The organism is Brumimicrobium glaciale, assembly GCF_004152935.1.
Classification (GTDB): domain Bacteria; phylum Bacteroidota; class Bacteroidia; order Flavobacteriales_D; family Crocinitomicaceae; genus Brumimicrobium; species Brumimicrobium glaciale.
In genome coordinates, this window is sequence record NZ_SETE01000007.1 from 148,303 (window position 1) to 169,720 (window position 21,418).

The following is a 21,418-nucleotide window of genomic DNA, read 5'->3' on the forward strand; positions in this document are numbered from 1 at the left end:
TCTACAATGGAAAGAACGTTTGCAAAACGTCCTTACATTGTATTTTCATTTTGAATTTTTGATTTTTTCGAATCCTTGAATTACTCAACCATCAAATCATACTCACCCAAAACAACTTTCCATTCTAGGCTTTCGGTATGTTTCAATAAAAAGGTATTGATTTTTTTCTTCAAAGTATCATTTATGTTTGGCTTCATTCCTATTGCATAATATTGCGGATTGAATGTCAATGGGAGCACATCAAATTTGTTCGCGGTATCACTTTTCACCATTTCACGCAGAAGAGGTAAATCATAAACCACAGCTTCTACTTCTCCATTCAATAAGGCAGGTAAAAGATCCTCTTTTCGTTCATAGAGTTTCGAATTATTATAAAAATTATCTTTCATCCATTCATGAGAACTAGAAGTTTGAACTGTCCCCAATTTTCTTTTCTTAAAAGTTGCTATATCATTAGAACGACTCTCTAATTCCGTAACCGTTAAAGACGAAGCAATACTTGCCGTTAATCCAGAAATAATAATTACTGCAGTAAACATCCAAATTAAAGCCACTATTCTACCACCTGTTGTTTTTGGAGATTTATCACCGTATCCAACCGTGGTCATGGTAACAGCTGCCCACCAGAACCCACTCCATAATCCATTAATTCCATCCCCAAATTCTTCTTCATTACCTATTCTTTCAAATCTCCAAGTTAAGAACCCGAAGATAAATAATATTAAAATCAAGGAACCTAAAGCACTAAAAAAGTTAAATGAAAAGAAAGATTCTAGAAACAGCATGGTTCTGTCCCATGAAGATGATTCTTTGGTAACCAATCCACTATGGGCTAAATAAAAAGGAACAGAAAAGTCTATAACTTTAGTCCTATTACTGGTAATGGTTAATGGGTAAAGTGCCAAATCTATAGTTCCATTTTCTAATTCTTGGAGCAGTTCAATAGATTCTAATCGAATATATTCGCAATGAAAATTATTGTCTTCTGAAACATTATACCACAGCCAACTTATAGGACCTTGGAGCTTGTCATTTTCCTCATATATAAAAGGTGCAGAATTTACATATCCAACTCTAAGCGAATCTTGAGCAAATGAGTTTTGTCCAATAAGCAATGTAAATACGGACAATAATAAAAATGTAAAACGCATTTTATTTTTCAATTTATGAAGTTATAATGTTAACAAAGCTAAAAAAAATAGCTTGACTTTTAAAGTATAACTGCCATTCATCTTTCTAATTGAGTATTTCATCATTTAGAAATTTATGAAATCATAAAATTTATGTTACTTTGAACAAATTATCTAAAAATTATATAATGAAAAGAATATTTTCTGCAGCATTAGCTACGACATTTATGTTTGGTTTACATGCTCAAAAAAGTAAAATAGACTTCGTTGAATACGATCTCGATAATGGGATGCACGTTATTCTTCACGAAGATAACTCCACACCTATTGTAGCAGTTTCTGTACTTTATCATGTAGGTTCAAAAAATGAAAATCCAGACCGCACTGGTTTTGCTCACTTCTTTGAACATTTAATGTTTGAAGGAAGTAAAAACATCGAAAGAGGTGAATTTGATCAATACATCGAGAAAAATGGTGGAACGCTAAATGCAAACACTTCTCAAGATAGAACTTACTATTATGAGATTTTTTCATCTAATAATTTAGAATTAGGCCTTTGGTTAGAATCTGAAAGATTATTGCACGCAAAAGTAGACAATAAAGGTATTGAGACACAACGTGAAGTTGTTAAGGAAGAGAAAAGACAGCGTGTCGACAATCAGCCTTATGGCTCTTTTATGGCTTCCGCATTTGATCGTTTATATCAAGAGCATCCTTATAAATGGACACCAATTGGTTACATGGAGCACCTTGATGCAGCGCAGGAAGAAGACTTTATTGATTTCTATAAAACTTTCTATGTTCCTTCAAATGCAACGCTTTCAATTGCTGGAGACATCAACATTGAAGAAGCAAAAGTATTAATCGATAAGTATTTTGCTACAATTCCAAAAGGTCAAGCAATCAACTTATACCGTGATTATTTGAATTTGGATAATGATGCTTTTACAGCTCAATATGGAAAAGGAAAAGCCATTTTTAATTCAGATGACTTTTTCAATACTACATCGAAAGATGGAATGGCCATGATTAACGAGTACAAGAAAAAAGAAACTATCATTCCTCGTCCAAACATTGTTGAGCCAAAAATGACAAAAGAGATCGTAGACACAGTTTATGACAACATTCAATTGCCAGCAGTATTTATCGGTTACCATTCTCCAAAACAAAACACAAAAGAGGCTTATGCTTTAGAAATGTTGAATGCAATTATTTCAGGAGGAACAAGTGCAAGAATGAACAAAAACATTGTTGAAGAAAAAGAATTAGCAATGGCAGCATTCTCTTTCGCTTTTCCATTAGAAGATCCAGGAATTGCTCTTTTCGCAGGAATTGCAGCAAAAGATGTTGAAATTGATGATTTGAAAGATGCTTTAGATTTAGAAATCAATAGATCAAAAACTGAATTGGTTTCAGAAATTGAATTCCAAAAAGTAAAAAATCAATTCGAGAATGACTTTTATTCTGCAAATAGCTCTGTAGCTGGTAAAGCTGAATCTTTGGCTGATAATTATGTGTATTTCAACAATACAAACTTGATTAATGAGCAGTTGAGCGTTTATGACGACATCACACGTGAAGATTTAATGAAAGTAGCGAAAAAGTATTTCACTAAAGATGCACGTTTGGTATTGTACTATTTACCAAAGCAATAACAGAGTTAGTTATATAACAATATTCAAAATAAAATGAAAATGAAAAATATAATATTAGGAACAGCATTTGCTCTTACATCTGTATTTGCGTTTGGTCAAGTTGACCGTTCAAAAGCACCGGTCCCAGGTCCTGCTCCAGAAATTAATATCCCAGAACCTATTGTCTTTGATTTAGACAATGGAATGAAAGTAATTCTTTCACCAAACGATAAAATTCCAAAAGTTTCTTTCAATTTAGTAATGGGTTCAGATCCAAGATTGGAAGGAAAAAAAGCAGGTCTTTCTGACATGGCTGGAGATTTATTAATGTCTGGAACTACAAAAAGATCAAAAGATGATATCGATAATGAAACAGACTTCATTGGCGCATATTTATCAGCAAATAGTTCTGGAATGTACTTGAGCGTGTTGACAAAGCACATGGAGAAAGGTTTGGATTTGATGACAGATGTTATGAAAAATGCAAACTTCCCAGAAAGTGAATTCGAACGCATCAAAAAGCAATATGAATCAGGTTTGTACTCAGTGAAAACTGATCCAAGTTCAATGATTTCAAATGCAATGAATAAAGCTATCTTTTCTAGCAATCATCCGTATGGTGAAGTAATGACAGAAGCAACATTGAACAACATTAAACGTCAAGACGTTATTGATTTTTACAAACAACAATATACGCCAGCAGGAAGTTACTTAGTGATTGTTGGGGATATCAATGAAGCACAAGCTAAGAAAATTGCAAATGAGCGTTTTGGAGAATGGGAAGGTGGTGTACCTTTCGAGAAAGATTATAACAAAGGTATTTCTCCAAAAGGAAACCGTGTGATTTTTGTTGAAAAACCAGGTGCTGTTCAGTCGGTAATTAGTGTTGCGTTTCCAATAGACATGATTCCAGGTGATGAAAACCAAATCAAATTATCTACATTAAACAAATTGTTTGGTGGTGGAGGTTTTGGAACACGTTTGATGCAAAACTTACGTGAAGACAAAGCTTACACATATGGAGCATATTCTAGTTTAGATGTTGACAGAAAAGGAAGTTACATTTCTGCAGAAGGAAGTTTTAGAAATGAGGTTTCTGATTCTGCAATCATTCAATTCCTATATGAATTCAACAGAATTACTGAGGAAATGGTTACAGCAGAGGAATTAACTTTAAATAAAGCATCTATGGCAGGTAGTTTTGCACGTACATTGGAATCTCCACGTACAATTGCAAACTTTGCTTTAAACACTTACAGAAATGAATTACCATCAGATTATTACCAAACTTATCTTCAAAAATTAAGTAAAGTTTCTGAAGATGACATCATGAAAATGGCTACTGCATACATCACTCCAAACAACTTAAACATTATTGTTGTTGGGAATAAAGATGTTTTGGAAAGCTTAAAACAATTTGATGCTGATGGAAATATCGAAATTTTTGATGCTTTCGGAGATCCTAAAGTTGAAAACACTTTAAAGCCAGCTGATATTTCTAAAAAAGAAGTTTTTGAAAACTACTTGATGGCTGTTACGCAAACTTCTAAAATGAAGAAAGCTAACAAGAAAATCAGTAAAGTTAAATCAATGAAAAGAGACGCAGTTGTTGTTCCAAATCAAGCTCCAATGGAGTTGAAAATGACGACATACTTTATGGCTCCAAATAAGATGGCATCTAAAATGGAATTCAATGGAATGGTTCTTCAAGAAGAAAAATTCGATGGTTCTAAAGGTGTTACAAAAATGATGAATCAGCAAGGAGGTTTTGATACAGTTGAATTAACTGAAGAAGAAATCGCTGATAAAAACAAAACAGCATCAATTTTCCCAGAATATAGCTTGCTATGTCACGAGGAAGATTTCGAATTATTAGGAATTGAAAGTAGAGATGGAGTGGATATGTATGTAATCAAATATACGATTGGTAAAACAACTACAACAACACACTATAACAAGGAAACTTCTTTAAAAGCCTATTCTGAAACGTTAGAAGTTACAGAAGAAGGTCCACAAAGTATTGTATCTATTTATAGTCAATTTACTGATTACAAAGGATTCTTGTTCCCAACGAAAACATCACAAGTTGTTGAATCAGTTGGAATGACTGCAACAATTAAAGAAATTGAATTTAATGGTAAAGTGGATGAAAAAATGTTTGAAGTAGAGTAATTTTCTAATTCAAAATAAATTTTAAAAATGCGGTTCTTCGGGATCGCATTTTTTTTTTGGATTTATTTGTAGTGTTGAGATAAAATCAGACCACGAGATAAAATTCTATAATTATGCTTTTATCGGAGTTTATTGGTGTGAAATCAGCTACCACGAGATAAAATCTCGCGGTAGCTGATTTTTAGTAGAGTCTGTTCAAAAAAGAGAGATGAAAAATAATGGCGTTAAAACGCCATTATTTTTCATCTCTCTTTTTTGATTTCCAACCCTATACCTATACTGTTGCCGCGAGATTTTATCTCGTGGAAACAGTTACAACACCTAACACCCTCATCTTATTTTTTTTTACTGTAATTTATCATTTTTTCTAAACATCTCAACTACTAATTGTACACTCCTAAAATCACTGTAAAACCATTAATTTTATGGCGAATATCAAAGTACATTTCTAATGGTGAATGTTTTTTTAAGTGCAAAATCCAAAACCAGATACATAGCCACAGAGTGGTGAGAGGTTATTAAAAAAAAATCCTTAAACTTGTACAAATCAAAAAGTAAATGAAGAAAGTCATTACAATTCCCAATGCTCCTGCTCCAATTGGACCTTATAGTCAGGCAATTCTAAAGAACGACACTTTGTATGTAAGCGGTCAGATTCCTTTAGATCCTAAAACTGGAGAATTGCAAATTGAAACAATTCAACAAGCAGCAAAACAGGTGATGGAAAACGTAAAAGCTTTGGTTGAAACATCAGGATTGAAGATGACAGATGTTGTGAAATGTTCAATATTTTTGAAATCAATGAGTGATTTTGCTGAGGTAAATGAAGTTTATGCTTCTTACTTTCAAGTTGATCCTCCAGCAAGAGAAACAGTTGAAGTATCTAAATTACCTTTAGATGTTCCCGTTGAAATATCTTGTATCGCTATACGTTAATCTTATTCTAAATTACACTTTACGACAGAAAAACCTTGGAAAAAGAAGCTATCAGAATATCTGTAATTATCGTCAACTATAATGTTGAGTACTTTTTAGAACAGTGCCTTAACTCAGTATATGACGCATTAAAGAATGTTCAAGGAGAAGTTTTTGTGGTTGATAACAATTCAATTGACGGTTCCGTGGAAATGGTGCGTCGACAATTTCCGCAAGCCACGCTCATTGCTAATAAAGACAATGTTGGTTTTTCGAAAGCAAATAATCAAGCCATGCGCATCTCAAAAGGAGATTATGTGGTGCTTTTGAATCCTGATACTGTTGTTGAAGAAGATACATTTCAAAAATGTGTTGACTTCATGGACAAACATCCAGAAGGCGGAGGTTTAGGAGTAAGAATGATTGACGGAAAAGGACAATTTTTACCAGAAAGTAAAAGAGGTTTACCTACTCCGGCAGTTGCATTTTATAAGATTTTCGGATTTTCAAGATTATTCCCAAAAAGTAAAACCTTCGGACAATACCATTTAGGTTATTTAGACGAACATGAAACCAACGAAGTCGAAATTTTAAGCGGTGCTTTTATGTTAATGCGAAAAGAAGCATTGGACAAAGTTGGTTTATTGGACGAAGCATTTTTCATGTACGGAGAAGACATCGATCTATCTTACAGAATTATAAAAGGTGGATACAAAAATTATTATTTCCCCGAAACACAAATTATACACTATAAAGGAGAAAGTACAAAGAAAAGCAGCATCAACTATGTTTTCGTTTTCTACCGTGCTATGGTTATTTTTGCAGAGAAGCATTTCTCACAGAAAAACGCTAAGCTCTTCTCCTTCTTCATCAATTTAGCAATATATTTTAGGGCCGGATTAGCACTCTTAAACCGATTCATCAAACGCATCATTTTACCTGCATTCGATTTTACAATTATTGTTTTAGGATTATATGCACTTAAACAACTGTGGTCGATTGAAAGTATTGATTTCCCTATGCATGTTATAAAATATGCACTTCCTGGGTATGCAATCACTTGGTTGATTACAAATTTATACTCTGGTGCTTACGATACACCGATTAAATTAAAATCTTACGTTACAGGAACGCTTTTAGGAACCGGAATTATTTTGGTCGCCTATGCCCTACTTCCAAAAGAACTGCAATTTTCTAGGTTATTCATTTTGCTTGGCGCATTAATGGTTTTATCATATTATTTATTGTCAAGAATACTGTTGCACCTCACTTTAGGAAAGAAATTCGATTTACGAGGCGTTAGAAATAAGAATTTCGCAATTGTTGGAGAACCAGATGAGGTAGAAAGAGTTAAGCAAATTCTTAAAAACACAGCTAATAAAGTCAGTACCATCCATAGTGTTTCTCCTACTCAATCTAAATCAGAACATGACAGTGGAGTAATCAATCAGCTGGATCAAATAATTGATATTCATGAAATTGACGAGGTGATTTTTTGTGCTAAAAACACAACAGCTGAGTCTATTATAAACTGGATGTCAAGAACAGCGACCAATAAAGTAGAATTTAAAATTGCTCAACCCAACAGTATGTATTTAATTGGAAGTAATTCAATTGACACAGCGGGAGATTTGTACATCATGGAAATTGACAATATTTCCACACCAGCGAGTAAAAGAAATAAGCGAACATTTGATTTCATCTTGGCTTTGATGCTTTTAATTCTACTCCCAATATCAGTTTATTTCTTTGAAAACAAAGGGAAATTCATCAAGAACTGCTGGTCTGTCTTAATAGGCAAAAAGTCGTGGGTCGGCTATTCATATGAAGAAAAACCAGCACATAGAAACCTTCCGAGAATTAAAAATGGGATTCTAACACCAGCAGAAGAACGCGCTGATAATGAAAATAATTCTTTACGATCTAAACTCAATTTAATATACGCACGCGATTATTCAACCTTCACAGACATACTGATTATAAGAAAGTATTGGAGAGGACTAGACCGATAAATGAGGGGTTTTCGTTTGTTATAACTGAAATAATGATTACTTTTGTGCTTCTTAAATTGATTATAATTCTATAAACTAATATATGTCACAAGTAGAAATTCGCCTTCCGAAAATGGGAGAAAGTGTTACCGAAGCAACCATTACGAACTGGTTAAAAGGTGTAGGAGACACGATTGAAATGGACGAACCACTTGTAGAAGTGGCAACTGACAAAGTTGACAATGAATTGCCTTCAGAAGTATCTGGAACTGTTGCAAAAATATTTTTTGAGGTTGATGAAGTTGCCCAAGTGGGTGATGTTATTGCTTTGATTTCAACAAATGGAGAAGTTGCAGCACCTGAAAAGAAAGAAGTTGCAGCTGCTGCTGATAAAGTTGACAATAGCGTAAATGAAGCAATTGCAACTGTTAGCGGAGCGTCTGATTTAGATAAGAATGGACCAAGCGGAAAATTCTATTCTCCATTAGTGAGAAGCATCGCTGAAAAAGAAGGTATCGCAATGAATGAATTAGAGAATATCTCTGGAACAGGTCAAGGTGGACGTGTTACTAAGAAAGATATTTTCGATTACATAGAAAACGGAGGAAGCAAAAATGCACCAGCTCAACAAGCTGCTGCACCAACTGCTCAACCTTCTGCACCACAAGCGGCTGCTAAACCAGCTCCAAAACCATCAAGTGCTCCACTTATGGAAGGTGATGAGATTATTGAAATGGACCGTATGCGTAAAATGATCGCAGCACACATGGTTATGTCAAAACAAACCTCTCCTCACGTAACTTCTTATGTTGAAGCTGATGTTACTAATATTTGGAACTGGAGAAATAAAATCAAAAATGAATTCAAGGCTAAAGAAGGAGAGAATTTCACTTTCACGCCAATTTTCATTGAAGCAATTGCGAAAGCAATTAAAGATTTCCCAATGATCAACATTACTGTTGATGGAGATAGAATTATCAAAAAGAAAAACATCAATATCGGAATGGCTGCAGCACTTCCTTCTGGAAACTTAATTGTTCCAGTAATTAAGAATGCGGACAGATTGAATCTTTATGGTTTAGCTAAAAAAGTAAACGAGTTAGCAAACAACGCGCGTGATAACAAGCTGACTGCTGATGATATTCAAGGAGGAACATATACTGTAACGAATGTTGGAACATTTGGAAACGTAATGGGAACACCTATTATCAATCAACCACAAGTTGCTATTATGGCAATCGGTGCAATTAGAAAAGTACCAGCTGTTATTGAAACACCAGATGGAGACTTCATCGGAATTCGTTACAAAATGTTCTTATCCCACGCTTATGACCACAGAGTTGTAGATGGTTCTTTAGGAGGAATGTTTGTAAAAAGAGTTGCTGATTACTTAGAAGCTTTTGATGTGAATACAAAATTGTAATATTAAGAAACGATTGTTAATATCATTCAGCCCGATTAATACTATATTAATCGGGCTTTTTCGTACCTTTATCTAAAATATCTGAATCACATTTCATTGAGATCTTCAATTATTGATAATAGATATTCCTTCCTACTCCTATTCATAATATAAACATAAACTGAATTAAAAGTTAAATATGAAAACGGTAAATCTTAGTGCTAAACTTATAGTTTTTTTATTCTTTATTTCCTTTATTGGAAACTCACAAGACCTCTCAGAAGCAAAATTAAAAGAAGTATTAGAACTTGGTTCTGAAAAAGAAGTACTTGAAATGAACACAAGCTTAATGCTTAATGAAAGTAATTATCATGCGTTTTTAACTGCCGAAAAGCTATTGACTTTCAACCCTCAAAGTGCAAACTACAATTACCGAATAGGATATGCATTATTGAGTATCTCAGATGATTTCACGAAAACAATCCCCTATTTAGAAAAGGCTGTAAGCAGCACAACTAAAAGATTTGAGATGGTTTCAACACGTGAAAAAGATGCTCCACTCGAGGCACTATTCTATATGGGAAGAGCGTATCATTTGGCCGGTGAAGTTGACAAGGCAATTAAATACTACGAAGACTTTATCAAAGTAACTAATGTCAAAAATGCAAATTTTAAAAATGCCGTTTTAGGTATTAAACAATGTAATATAGCTAAGGATTTAGTTAAATCGCCTAAAAACTTTAAAGTTAAAAACATTGGAAGTACAATAAATACTAACAATCCTGAATATAGTCCAGTTATTTCTATTGATGGTACAGCGCTTTATTTTACATCTAGAAGATTATTAGAAGACTCAAGTAATAAGAACTTTAAAGAGCCCGGCACAAATCTTTACCTGGAAGATATTTTTGTTTCTTATAAAAATGAATCTGATGAATGGTCAAAACCTAAAGTTTTAGAATTTTGTAAACCTGAATATAACGAAGCAACGGTGGCTGTGAGTGGAGATGAAAGAAGAATTTTCGCTTACATTGACCAAACTGGAAATGGCGACCTATACACATCAACATTAAAATCGAACCTTTATCAAGACTTAGAAATTTTAGAAGACAACGGAATCAATACAGACGCTTGGGAAACACACATGTCAGAATCTCCAGATGGAATGAGAAAGTATTTTGTTTCTGATCGTGAAGGTGGTTATGGAGGTAGAGATATTTACATGATTAAAAAGATAGGAGAGAACTTATGGAGCGATCCTGAAAACTTAGGTCCAACGATTAACACTGAGTACGATGAAGACTCGCCTTTTATTTCTATTGACAACAAAACTATGTATTTCTCTCATAATGGAGATAAAAGTATGGGTGGTTTTGATATTTTCAAATCAAAGAGAGATAATAAAGGGAGTTGGTCAACACCTGAAAACTTAGGTTATCCTTTAAATACGACGAGTGATGAAATTTACTACACATCTATATTCGATGGTACAGTTGGATATTTTTCATCTTATCGCCCAAAAGGTTTTGGTGAGAAGGATATCTATCAAGTAATAAATGAAAATGAAAGAATTGAAGGAGTAGGTGTATTCTTTGGTGAAGTCACAAATAACAATGGATCTGCAATTAGTGAAGATATTTCATTGAATTTAAAATGCTTAGACTGTGAAACTCCTTATGAATTTAGCGTTTATCCAAAACTTTCAAATGGAACTTTTCTTACTTCATTAACATCATGTCATGAATACGAATTAACTCTTTCTAGAAATAATGGTGAAACTGAAATTTCTAAAGAGATCATCAAAACGCATTGTGAAGATGTTTCTGAAGAAATATTTAGATCATTTATTTTAGATAGCTTGACTCAAAACCTTGTTGATCCTAGATCGCTATTGGAAGCTTATGATCCAATCTCAATTAAGCATTATTTTGGATACAATAAAAATGTATTAGATCCAGCCAAGGGTGCTTTAAAGGTGTTTTTAGATTCATTGAATAAGCAAATTGAAATTGGTAGAACAACAATGGAAATTCGAATTAATGCATCAGCCTCTAAAGTACCGACTCAATCGTATAAAAACAATGCTGAATTAGCTGAGAAACGTGCGAATAGTGTTAAGGACTTTTTGACTAATTACTTTGAAGAAATTGGATTGACAAGTTCAATTACTATCAATGTTAATAACATAATAGTTGATGGACCGGAATACGATGCTGACTATAAAAATCTTGATAAATATTTACCTTTCCAATTTGTTGAAGTGAGTTTGGCTGGATTTAATAGTTTTAAAGGAATGCGACCAAAATCTATTTTCGTTACCAAATTGGTGGAAAATGAAGATGGAACTTCTACATTACATAAATATATTGACCAACAAGGAGATTTATTTACGAGTGGGGAAATGATTGAAGGCGATTATGACTTTCATATTGTAATTGGTGTATTCCAAAATAGTGATTTTGCTAAAAACCTATCTTCCAAAGCAAAAGAAAAAGGTTTTGACGCTGAAATCATTGAAAAACAAACTGGATTATATATTGTTACCGCTGGAAAAAGTCCTTTGAGAGAAGATGCAATAAGAATATTAAATGAAGCACGTGAGGAAGTTATTCAATCGGCTTGGATTTTAAATATAAAGAATTGATATTTGCCAAACAGTAACTTTAAAGTGGGTTATCTTAATCCACTTTTTTTATTTAATTTTTTATGAGCTTAAATTTAAAGAATGACCTTTGCGTTTTTGATATCGAATCAACAGGATTAGATGTTTCGCTAGACAGAATTGTAGAGATTTCAATGTTAAAGATCGATCCTAAAGGAGAAGAGACTACCTTAACATTACGAATAAATCCAGAGATTGAGATTTCGAAAGAGAGCTCAGAAATTCATGGGATTTATCAAGAAGATATTAAAGATAAGCCAACTTTTAAAGAAGCTGCTGATCAAATAGCTGCGTTTATTGGAACTTCAGATTTAGCGGGATTTAATTCCAACAAATTTGATATACCAATGTTAGCAGAAGAATTCTTGAGAGTGAACCATGAATTTGATATGAGAGATCGTAAATTTATCGATGCTCAAAATATCTTTCATAAATTGGAACAACGTACGTTGGTAGCAGCATATAGATTCTACTGTGATAAAGACTTACTAAATGCACACAGCGCAGAAGCGGATGTAATTGCAACTTATGAAGTTTTAAAAGCACAAGTTGAACGCTATGAAGAACTTGAAAATGACATGGAATTCTTAGCTGAATTTTCAACTCACAATAAATTTAAGATCATTGACTTTGCTGGAAGAATAGCAGAAAATGAAGAAGGTCATCCTGTTTACAACTTCGGAAAGCACAAAGGCAAAACACTTGAAGAAGTGGATAAAAATGAGCCTGGCTATTATGGTTGGATGATGAACAGCAATTTCCCTCGTTATACAAAGGCAGTTCTTAAAAAGGAGTTAGATAAAATAAAATCTAAGCGCCAAGAGAATAAAAAGGTGTTAAAAGAGAAAGAAGAGAAACGCATGGAGAATAAAATCGAGGCGTTAAAAAGCAAATTTGGAAAATAGTCAAGTATGAAAATTATTTGCATCGGCAGAAATTATGCGAACCACGCAATAGAGATGAAATCTCCCATTCCTGAGGTTCCAATGTATTTTATGAAACCTGAGACTTCTCTTTTGCCAAAGAAGAATCCTTTCTATTATCCGAACTTCACCAAAGACCTGCATTACGAATGTGAATTGGTGGTGAAAATCAATAAGCTGGGTAAAAATATTTCTGAAAAATATGCACACGAATATTACGATCATGTGGGTATAGGAATCGATTTTACAGCTAGAGATTTACAGAAAATTTGTAAGGATAAAGGTCATCCTTGGGAAATAGCAAAAGGTTTTGAACACAGCGCACCTTTAGGAACTCATTGGGTTCCATTAGAAGGAAAGAAAATTCAAGACATCGATTTCCGTTTGGAAAAGAATGGTGAACTGGTTCAGAAAGGTAACAGTAAAGACATGATTTTCACAGTAGATCAAATCATTGCTTATGTTTCAACATTTATGACTTTAAAAATTGGTGATCTAATTTTTACTGGAACTCCAGAAGGTGTTGGTCCAGTGGCTATCGGTGATTTATTAGAAGGATATATCGGCGAGGAAAAGTTGATGAATTTGAAGATTAAGTAGTCTTTGAACTTTATAGTAGTTTACCATTTTATTTAATCTCAGTATAAAAAAGAGATTCCACGTCTTTTCACTCTGCGCAACGCAGTAGATTTTTTGGTGGACGTTGGGAAAAGGAAGATGACGAAAGCAACATCTTCCTTTTCCTAAATAAAACACTCCCACATTGACCTTCCGAATAAATTTACTAAACCAAAGGTTTAGAAATTTGAGGAATCCCTTCTTAAAGTAACTAGCTCAAGAATCATTTGAGAAAATCAATTATCTTTAACCAAAACCAACTCCTATGGCAGCGCATATTTATAAAGGGCAATCGACAAATAGCAGTAATATTCTATTCACATGGGATGGGAAGCACTTGTTTAATGGAAACTCTACTAACAGCAGTAATATACTTTATACTTTTGATGGAGAATATATTTTCAAAGGAAATTCTACCAACAGTAGTAATGTAATTTTTACGTTTGATGGTGAATATCTCTACGAAGGAAAAAGCACCAATAGCTCGAAAATCCTCAACACATTTGATGGCGAATATATTTTAAAAGGAAAGTCTACAAATTCAAGTAATATACTTTTTACTCTAGACAGTACTTATCTTTACAAAGGTAAATCGACTAACTCCAGTAATATCATACGCACCATTTCAGGGAATATTCCTCGTTTATTTTTAATTATACTTTAGTTTGGAACATAAAATCACAATTTCAAAAACAGTTCGTTATTTTACCCATGGAAATCCAGAAACAGCAGAGAACATCTGGATTGTACTTCATGGATATTCTCAATTAGCTGAATTCTTTATTCGTAAGTTTCAACAATTAGATCCTGAAAAGAACTTTGTAGTAGCACCTGAAGGATTTCATCGGTTTTATAGAAAAGGAACTAGCGGAAGAGTTGGCGCATCTTGGATGACTAAGGAAGCACGATTAGATGATATTGAAGACAACCATAATTATCTGAATCAGCTGGCAGACCAACTATTGAAAAACAAAAACTACAAACAACGTTTTCTTTTGGGTTTTTCACAAGGTGGAGCAACAGCATCAAGATGGCACAACAGTGGAAATTTCAACGCCGACAACTTTGTACTTTGGGCGAGTGTTTTCCCATCAGACATTTCAATTGAAGATGGAAAATCAGGAATGCTAAATTCAAACAATTACTTTGTAATTGGTGATGCAGATGAGTTCTTTCAAGGAAAAATGGAGGAAGTAAAATCCTTTTTCGAAAAACAAAAGTTTAAAACTAAAATTAAAACGTTTGATGGAAATCATGATGTTGATGTTACGACTTTGTTGGAAATAGCGGAGGAGAATATTTTTTAATGGTTAATTATTAATGGTTAACGTGGGTTTTACTTAAAGGATAAAGTAGCTTTCTAGAAATTTGGGTTAATGTGTTTATTTTTTTTCGAGGTGAACGGTTAGATGGGGTGTAGTAATGTTTAAGGGTTAATTATTAATGGTTAACGTGGGTTTTACTTAAAGGATAAAGTAGCTTTTTAGAAATTTGGGTTAATGTGTTTATTTTTTTTCGTGGTGAACGTTAAGATGGGGTGTAGTAATGTTTAAGGGTTAACGTGGGTTTTACTTAAAGGATAAAGTCGCTTTTTATACAAAAGTCATTCTGGGTATTTATATGATTTTATTAATTTCTGATTTTATTCTTTTTTTTTCAGAAAATCTAGTTGATGTCTCTTTTTTTAGAGTGAAGAGTTACATGGTTAAAAACTCAAAATCATATACTTAAACTAATTTTTAAGTCAGCTATAATAAAAACATTATTACATTTATAAAAAAATATAAAATGAATCAACGAATACTTACCAAAATCACTTTATGCTTGCCTTTTTTATTCCTATTTTCTTGTTCGAATGAGGAAAGTTCTAAAAACATCAATGAAAATAAAATTGAACAAGAATCATTAAGTAAGGATTTTAAAGAAACTATAGCTCCAGTTCTTGTTATTCATGGTGGCGCTGGATATATGTTACGAGAAAACTTTACGGAAGCTCAAATTGAAGCTTACGAGAATGCTTTAAGAATAGCGCTAGAAACTGGGTATTCGATATTAGAAAATGGCGGTTCAAGTTCAGAAGCTGTATTGACAACTATTCAAATTCTAGAAAAAGATTCACTTTTTAATGCTGGAATTGGCGCAGTTCTTACACATGAAAAAACTGTTTCATTGGATGCTTCATTTATGGATGGTGCAACAGGTCAAGCAGGAGCAGTTTCAGGAATTAGTACTGTAAAAAGTCCGATAGAATTGGCTTATACTATCATGCAAAAATCTCCACATGTTATGTTGTCAGGAGCTGGAGCGGAAAGTTTTGCTCAGTCAAATAATTTAGAAATGGTGGTTCCCTCCTATTTTATTACTAACGATAATTTAAAACGAATCAATAAAATTTTGGAGGAAGAAAATACCCAAAGTGCTTATTATGATTCAAAAATTAAAGGTCTGAAAATGGGAACTGTCGGTGCTGTAGCACTCGACAAACAAGGAAATCTAGCCGCAGGAACTTCTACTGGTGGAATGGCCAATAAAAAACATGGTCGCATTGGTGATTCCCCAATTATAGGAGCCGGTACTTATGCTGACAATGCAACGTGTGCAGTTTCAGCAACTGGACATGGTGAGTTTTTTATGCGAAACGTAGTAGCTTACGATGTTGCAGCAAGAATGAAATATAAAAATTCATCACTAAAAGAAGCAGCCCAAGCAACTATAGAACACTTGGCTACAATTAAAGGTGATGGTGGAATAATTGCGCTAGACAACAAAGGAAATATAGCAATGCCGTTTAATACAAGTGGAATGTTTAGGGCGTATGCGAAACCGAATGGAGAGATTTTTATTGAAATATTTAGATAATTATTAATGGTAAATTATTAATGGTTAACGCGATTTGCGTAATTAATAATGGTTTGTTTGTTGATGTAGATTCTTTGTATTGTAACGAATCTACATCAACAAAATTATCAATTGTCAATTATTAATTATCAATTGATACCCTTCTTTGTAAAGATATTTTTTCTGTAGACTTTCAAAAGGACGATAAATGTAAAATAGCTCTTCGTTGTAGACTTGAACATTCTCAACATAGCGATAAAACAAAGTGAATTTGTCTTTTCTTGTTCCATCACTTAAATTGATTTCGTACACATTCGTATAACCAGCTTCGTCGTACATCGTATAGATTTTCTTAGTGATTGGATCTTGAACCATTCTTCTCTCCCACCCTGTTTTCCTAGCATCTTTGTGAAATACAATTGACGAACTGTCTAATTGCTCACCAGAATTTGCATCGTATTTGTATAAATGATCTCTGTAGAAGTCAAAAACAAAAACCTCATCTCCAACCAAGAAAAACTCACTGTAAGGTGCTTCATAATAAATAGAATTTGTAAAAACATTTGCGCCCACCCAAATTTCACGGTCAATTCCAGTTTCAGCTTCCATATCCCAAGCCCAAAGCTTTGTTCTCACATCTGCCCACTTATATTCAGCACGATAAAACTCCATCATTTCTGTATCTTCAACATGGTGCAGCACCGCGTGACTTGTATCATGCATTTGAACTTTAAAAAAATCAAAAGCTGGATAATGAGATTTATATGTTGTGAAATACAACTGTTCGTTTTGCAAAGTGTCTAAGATCGGTCGAACATAATTGTCTAATTCCTCACGAGGCACTTTTACCAGACTTAATAACTCCTCATTTTTTAACATATAATCTGTGTATTCACAGCGTAAATAAATTCTATTTCTATAATCGGTTACAAGTCGAATCGCTATTTCAGGAACATTTCTTCTAGAAACAATACTGTCATTTACATACCAAATTAATTCGCTTCCTGCATTCAATCTTTTAGGATAAGTCAAAAGTACCATCGTGTTTTCGTCCACTACAACAAAATCACTCACGCTAATTAATTCTGAAGAAAAAGCTATTTCAGGTTGGTAAGTTGCTCTGACATCATATCCTCCAGATATCTGACCATCATAACGGAATGTCAAATGAATTACAACAGGCTTGTCTTTTCTAATCTCTCTTTGATACAAACTCAAATTTACAATGGTATCCAAAGTAAAGAAACCCGTCTTCTGCGCTCTAATTTTAATCATTTGATTATTTGGAATAGCAGTTTTAACTATTTCATTGTTCTGTGTCCATTGATTTATTAAAATCTGATTAGAAGTTGTAGCTATTTTTAGTTCTACTGAATCTATTGGAGTATTTGTCATTCCATCCTCAAAACTAAATTGCAAATTCAACTCTTGGGCAGTTGTCCCAAAAGTCAAGAAAATAAATATGTAGGTAAGTACTCTCATATCGTTTAAAGTTGAGATGCAATTCTCAAATTATTCCATAATAAAAGTAAAGAAAGTTTTTGGTTTGGCAAATGACTGTAGTAAAACGAAATGATAATATTGGGATTTAGGTTTTTGAGAATGTAAACCTGCTTATGGCATAAACAAAAACTATGAAACAATCGAATAAAAATATAGTATATCCTTCATTTTTAAAAGAGATTCCTCGTCGTTGCACTCTGTCGGAATGACAGAGGTTTTTTGGTTAAGTCGTTTGAAATGATTCCGCTCCGCCGCATCATTTCAAACGAATCGCAAATCCAATGGATAATCATCTCGACAGAAAGGTCAACAATTTCTTTTGGGGACATTGAAGAGGAATTCCTTTTAAAACTTTTCATTAAAAAGCCATAAAACAAAAAAAACGACCCAATAAATTGAGTCGTTCCTTAAAATTATATATTAGTTGATTAGACTTTGTGAACCCAATCAAATCTATCTTCTGTTCTACCGTATTTCATATTATCAAGATCTTCCACTACTTTCTTAGAGAAAGTACGTTTTTCTACTCCTGGAAGGTGGTATTCTTTCCCTCTGAATCCAATCATTTTGATTGGTGCAATTGTCGCTGCTGTTCCAGCACCAAAAGCTTCTGACATTCTACCTTCTTCAATAGCCTTGATTACTTCTTTCACTGTAACTTTACGTTCTTCAACTGGCATTCCCCAATCTTTCGCTACTTCAATAACCGAACGTTTAGTGATTCCAGCTAAAATTGTATCCGACTCAGCTGGCGTAACCAAAACTCCGTCAATTACAAAAAGGATATTCATTGTTCCTGCTTCCTCTACATACTCATGAGTTTGCGCATCCGTCCAAATCAATTGGTGGAAACCATTGTCTTGTGCTAATTTTGCTGGATATAATGAAGCTGCATAGTTTCCTGCTGCTTTTGCTGCACCAACTCCACCTTCAGCTGCTCTAGAGTATTCCTCTTCGATTTTCAAGTTAATTGCTTCTGTATAATAAGATCCAACTGGACAAGTGAAAATCATGAAACGATAAGTCTCAGATGGCTTAATCCCTGTGTATCCGTCAGTAGCAAACATAAATGGACGAACATACATTGAATTAGTATGTTTCTTTGGTACCCATTCGTCATCGAATTTCAATAATTCATCCAAACAGTACAAGAAAAGATCTTCAGAAATATCTGCCATACACATGCGGTGTGCCGATTTTCTAAAACGCTTAGCATTCATTTCTGGACGAAAAGTAACTGCATCACCATCAACGGTTCTGTAGGCTTTCATTCCTTCAAAAACTGATTGTCCATAGTGAATTGCTGACGTCGCTGGATGTAAACCCATATCTCCGAAAGGAATGATTTCAGGCTCTCCCCACTTACCATCTTTGTAATCCATAACCAACATGTGATCAGAAAAAACTCTTCCAAAAGGAATGTTATCCCAATCCACTTCATTGATTTTACTTTCTTTGGTACGCGTAGCTTTAATTGTATATTTTGATGTTTCCATAGTTTTTTTGATATGTTGCGAATATACTGATTTTTCGATAGACAAACCAACCGCTCAGCAAATTTGGTGTTATTTTAATTACATTTGTTCTTTAAAGAAACAAGCCATTGACAGCAGTCGAGATATTAAAAAAATATTGGGGTTTTGATAGCTTTCGTAAGCAGCAAGAAGAAATTGTTCAAAGCGCTATAAACGGACACGATACCTTTGCATTGTTGCCAACTGGCGGTGGAAAATCAATTTGTTTTCAAGTTCCTGGACTTGCTCGCGAAGGGATTTGCTTAGTGGTCTCGCCCTTAATTGCTTTAATGCAAGATCAAGTAAAGAATCTTAAATCTAGAGGACTAAAAGCTGCGGCAATTACTTCTGGAATGTCAAGAAGAGAAATCGATATTATTCTTGATAATGCAAAATTTGGTGGCCTAGATTTTCTTTATGTTTCCCCTGAACGATTGAAGACGGATATTTTTATTGCAAGATTTAAGCAAATGAAAATCTCTCTCATCGCTATTGATGAAGCGCATTGTGTTTCTCAATGGGGACACGATTTTCGTCCGCCGTATATGGAAATTTATAAGCTAAGAGAAATTCATGCGGATGTTCCTATCATAGCTGTTACGGCAACTGCAACTGATGAAGTGCGAGCGGATATTATCACGCAACTTCAAATGCGAAATCCAAATTATTTTGAAGGAGGTTTTGCCAGAGATAATATTTCATATGAAGTTTATGCTGTTGAAAATAAAAGAAATGCGATTTTAAAAGCATGTCAGCGATTTATTGGTTCTACGGGAATTGTTTATTGTCAAACCCGACGAGAAACCAAAGATATTGCAAGAATGTTGATTGCTCATGGCTTTTCTGCTGGAGTTTATCATGGTGGAATGTTGGGTGATGAAAGAAATAAAAAGCTGGATGCTTGGCTGAACAATGAAATACGAATTGTAGTTGCCACAAATGCTTTCGGAATGGGAATTGACAAACCTGATGTACGTTTCGTTTTACATTATGAAATTCCGAATAATTTAGAAGCGTATTTTCAAGAAGCAGGACGCTCTGGAAGAGATGGGAAAGCATCTAGAAACATGGCATTTTATTCGCAAATAGATTTAGTAAGAATGCGCCAAAGAATAGAACAGCAGTTCCCTCCTATTGATTTAATAAAAACCGTTTATCGCGCTTTGTGCAATCACTTTGGAATTGCAATTGGATCTGGAGCAAATGAAAGCTATGGTCTATCAATTAAAGATTTAGTGAAAAAATATGGCTTTGAACCATTGCCTACATATAACGCATTAAAGATTTTAGAGTTGAATGGTTCTATTCTCTTTAACGAAGCTGTTTTTCATCCAACCAAAATTAAGTTTATTGTCAGTAACAAAACACTTTACAACTTTCAATTAAGGAATGACGATTATGATCCGTTGATTTCTTATTTATCCCGAAGTCATCCTGGAATTTTTGAAAATTATTATGAAGTCAATGAAACAAGGGTAGGACAAAAATTGAAAAAGCCAAAAACATTAATTCACAAGCAACTTCAATACTTAGAAAAACAAGGTTTAGCCGATATTTCATGGCAATCTGAACTTCCTCAAGTCACTTTATTACATGAACGTTTACCTGACAATTACATGCAGATTGACAAAAAAGTCTATCAAACAAGGAAAGATGTTGCAGAGAAGAAGTTAGAAAGCATGCTGAATTTCGTTCAAAAACCAATTTGTCGATCCATTCTACTTCTAGAATACTTTGGACAGAAGGGAAAACCTTGCGGTAAATGCGATGTTTGTTTAGCAGAAAACAAATCGAATTACAGCGCCGAAGAACTTCAAGGAATTATTGATAATTTGTTAAATGAAAAAGACATGTCACTAGATCAACTACAAGATGAAATAAAAGGAGTTGAAAGACATTATTTAGTAGGTGTTTTAAACTGGATGATGGATGTGGATTTGGTTAACTTTAAGGAGGGAGTTTTTTCTAATGTATAAAAAAATAATTACGAATTTTAAATTACGAATTACGAATTCTGCTTTAAAACTTAAATCTAAAGACATGTTTAGATGATTATTAAGTAACGAGATCCTACTATTTCTAAAAATTAAATTTTAGAAATAGTAAGATGAAAGGT

The 21,418-nt window shown here is 33.8% G+C and carries 15 protein-coding genes; 12 read left to right on the top strand and 3 right to left on the bottom strand.

The window, feature by feature from the left end; all coding sequences use genetic code 11:
• Nucleotides 1-80: 80 nt before the first annotated feature.
• Complete coding sequence (locus tag ERX46_RS15910) at nt 81-1,163, bottom strand: transporter substrate-binding domain-containing protein (protein WP_207214187.1); 1,083 nt, start codon at nt 1,161-1,163, stop codon at nt 81-83.
• Nucleotides 1,164-1,318: 155 nt separating this feature from the next.
• On the opposite strand from ERX46_RS15910, the gene ERX46_RS15915 reads away from it, so the two are divergent.
• The 11 genes from ERX46_RS15915 to ERX46_RS15965 all read left to right on the top strand — a co-directional run bounded on the left by ERX46_RS15915 (nt 1,319) and on the right by ERX46_RS15965 (nt 16,306).
• A complete protein-coding gene (locus ERX46_RS15915) occupies nt 1,319-2,785 on the top strand; it encodes a M16 family metallopeptidase (protein WP_130094858.1) in 1,467 nt (488 codons plus the stop codon).
• 39 nt (nt 2,786-2,824) lie between these two features.
• Complete coding sequence (locus ERX46_RS15920) at nt 2,825-4,936, top strand: M16 family metallopeptidase (RefSeq protein WP_165366258.1); 2,112 nt, start codon at nt 2,825-2,827, stop codon at nt 4,934-4,936.
• Nucleotides 4,937-5,494: 558 nt separating this feature from the next.
• Nucleotides 5,495-5,872 (top strand): RidA family protein, encoded by a 378-nt coding sequence (locus ERX46_RS15925; protein WP_130094860.1) that lies wholly within the window; start codon nt 5,495-5,497, stop codon nt 5,870-5,872.
• A 35-nt stretch (nt 5,873-5,907) separates the two neighbouring features.
• Complete coding sequence (locus ERX46_RS15930; protein ID WP_207214188.1) at nt 5,908-7,863, top strand: glycosyltransferase family 2 protein; 1,956 nt, start codon at nt 5,908-5,910, stop codon at nt 7,861-7,863.
• Nucleotides 7,864-7,945: 82 nt separating this feature from the next.
• The gene (locus ERX46_RS15935; protein ID WP_130094861.1) at nt 7,946-9,265 is read left to right on the top strand and encodes a dihydrolipoamide acetyltransferase family protein; all 1,320 of its coding nucleotides are present in this window, start codon (nt 7,946-7,948) and stop codon (nt 9,263-9,265) included.
• Nucleotides 9,266-9,443: 178 nt separating this feature from the next.
• Entirely contained in the window at nt 9,444-11,888 is a 2,445-nt protein-coding gene (locus ERX46_RS15940; RefSeq protein ID WP_130094862.1) for an SPOR domain-containing protein, read from the top strand.
• A 62-nt stretch (nt 11,889-11,950) separates the two neighbouring features.
• Nucleotides 11,951-12,811, top strand: coding sequence for a 3'-5' exonuclease (locus ERX46_RS15945; protein WP_130094863.1), 861 nt, complete (start codon nt 11,951-11,953; stop codon nt 12,809-12,811).
• Between the two features lie 6 nt (nt 12,812-12,817).
• Entirely contained in the window at nt 12,818-13,429 is a 612-nt protein-coding gene (locus tag ERX46_RS15950; protein WP_130094864.1) for a fumarylacetoacetate hydrolase family protein, read from the top strand.
• 283 nt (nt 13,430-13,712) lie between these two features.
• Nucleotides 13,713-14,111, top strand: coding sequence for a hypothetical protein (locus ERX46_RS15955; protein WP_130094865.1), 399 nt, complete (start codon nt 13,713-13,715; stop codon nt 14,109-14,111).
• A gap of 1 nt (nt 14,112) precedes the next feature.
• Nucleotides 14,113-14,754, top strand: coding sequence for an alpha/beta hydrolase (locus tag ERX46_RS15960; protein WP_130094866.1), 642 nt, complete (start codon nt 14,113-14,115; stop codon nt 14,752-14,754).
• Nucleotides 14,755-15,235: 481 nt separating this feature from the next.
• Nucleotides 15,236-16,306, top strand: a complete 1,071-nt coding sequence (locus tag ERX46_RS15965; RefSeq protein WP_130094867.1) for an isoaspartyl peptidase/L-asparaginase family protein — start codon at nt 15,236-15,238, stop codon at nt 16,304-16,306.
• A gap of 114 nt (nt 16,307-16,420) precedes the next feature.
• On the opposite strand, the gene ERX46_RS15970 is transcribed toward ERX46_RS15965, so the two are convergent.
• Nucleotides 16,421-17,767: a hypothetical protein gene (locus tag ERX46_RS15970; RefSeq protein WP_130094868.1), complete on the bottom strand. Its 1,347-nt coding sequence runs from the start codon at nt 17,765-17,767 to the stop codon at nt 16,421-16,423.
• A 449-nt stretch (nt 17,768-18,216) separates the two neighbouring features.
• Nucleotides 18,217-19,284: a branched-chain amino acid aminotransferase gene (locus ERX46_RS15975; protein WP_130094869.1), complete on the bottom strand. Its 1,068-nt coding sequence runs from the start codon at nt 19,282-19,284 to the stop codon at nt 18,217-18,219.
• A 107-nt stretch (nt 19,285-19,391) separates the two neighbouring features.
• Between ERX46_RS15975 and ERX46_RS15980 the strand changes: the two genes are divergently transcribed.
• Nucleotides 19,392-21,278 carry a RecQ family ATP-dependent DNA helicase gene (locus ERX46_RS15980; protein WP_130094870.1) on the top strand — a complete coding sequence of 629 codons (1,887 nt, stop codon included), beginning with the start codon at nt 19,392-19,394 and terminating at the stop codon, nt 21,276-21,278.
• The last annotated feature ends 140 nt before the right edge of the window (nt 21,279-21,418 follow it).

Coding starts and splice junctions, on each gene's coding strand:
- ERX46_RS15915 (WP_130094858.1), top strand. CDS start 1,319: ATGAAAAGAATATTTTCTGCAGCATTAGCTACGACATTTATGTTTGGT.
- ERX46_RS15925 (WP_130094860.1), top strand. CDS start 5,495: ATGAAGAAAGTCATTACAATTCCCAATGCTCCTGCTCCAATTGGACCT.
- ERX46_RS15920 (WP_165366258.1), top strand. CDS start 2,825: ATGAAAAATATAATATTAGGAACAGCATTTGCTCTTACATCTGTATTT.
- ERX46_RS15950 (WP_130094864.1), top strand. CDS start 12,818: ATGAAAATTATTTGCATCGGCAGAAATTATGCGAACCACGCAATAGAG.
- ERX46_RS15970 (WP_130094868.1), bottom strand. CDS start 17,767: ATGAGAGTACTTACCTACATATTTATTTTCTTGACTTTTGGGACAACT.
- ERX46_RS15945 (WP_130094863.1), top strand. CDS start 11,951: ATGAGCTTAAATTTAAAGAATGACCTTTGCGTTTTTGATATCGAATCA.
- ERX46_RS15935 (WP_130094861.1), top strand. CDS start 7,946: ATGTCACAAGTAGAAATTCGCCTTCCGAAAATGGGAGAAAGTGTTACC.
- ERX46_RS15975 (WP_130094869.1), bottom strand. CDS start 19,284: ATGGAAACATCAAAATATACAATTAAAGCTACGCGTACCAAAGAAAGT.
- ERX46_RS15965 (WP_130094867.1), top strand. CDS start 15,236: ATGAATCAACGAATACTTACCAAAATCACTTTATGCTTGCCTTTTTTA.
- ERX46_RS15955 (WP_130094865.1), top strand. CDS start 13,713: ATGGCAGCGCATATTTATAAAGGGCAATCGACAAATAGCAGTAATATT.
- ERX46_RS15940 (WP_130094862.1), top strand. CDS start 9,444: ATGAAAACGGTAAATCTTAGTGCTAAACTTATAGTTTTTTTATTCTTT.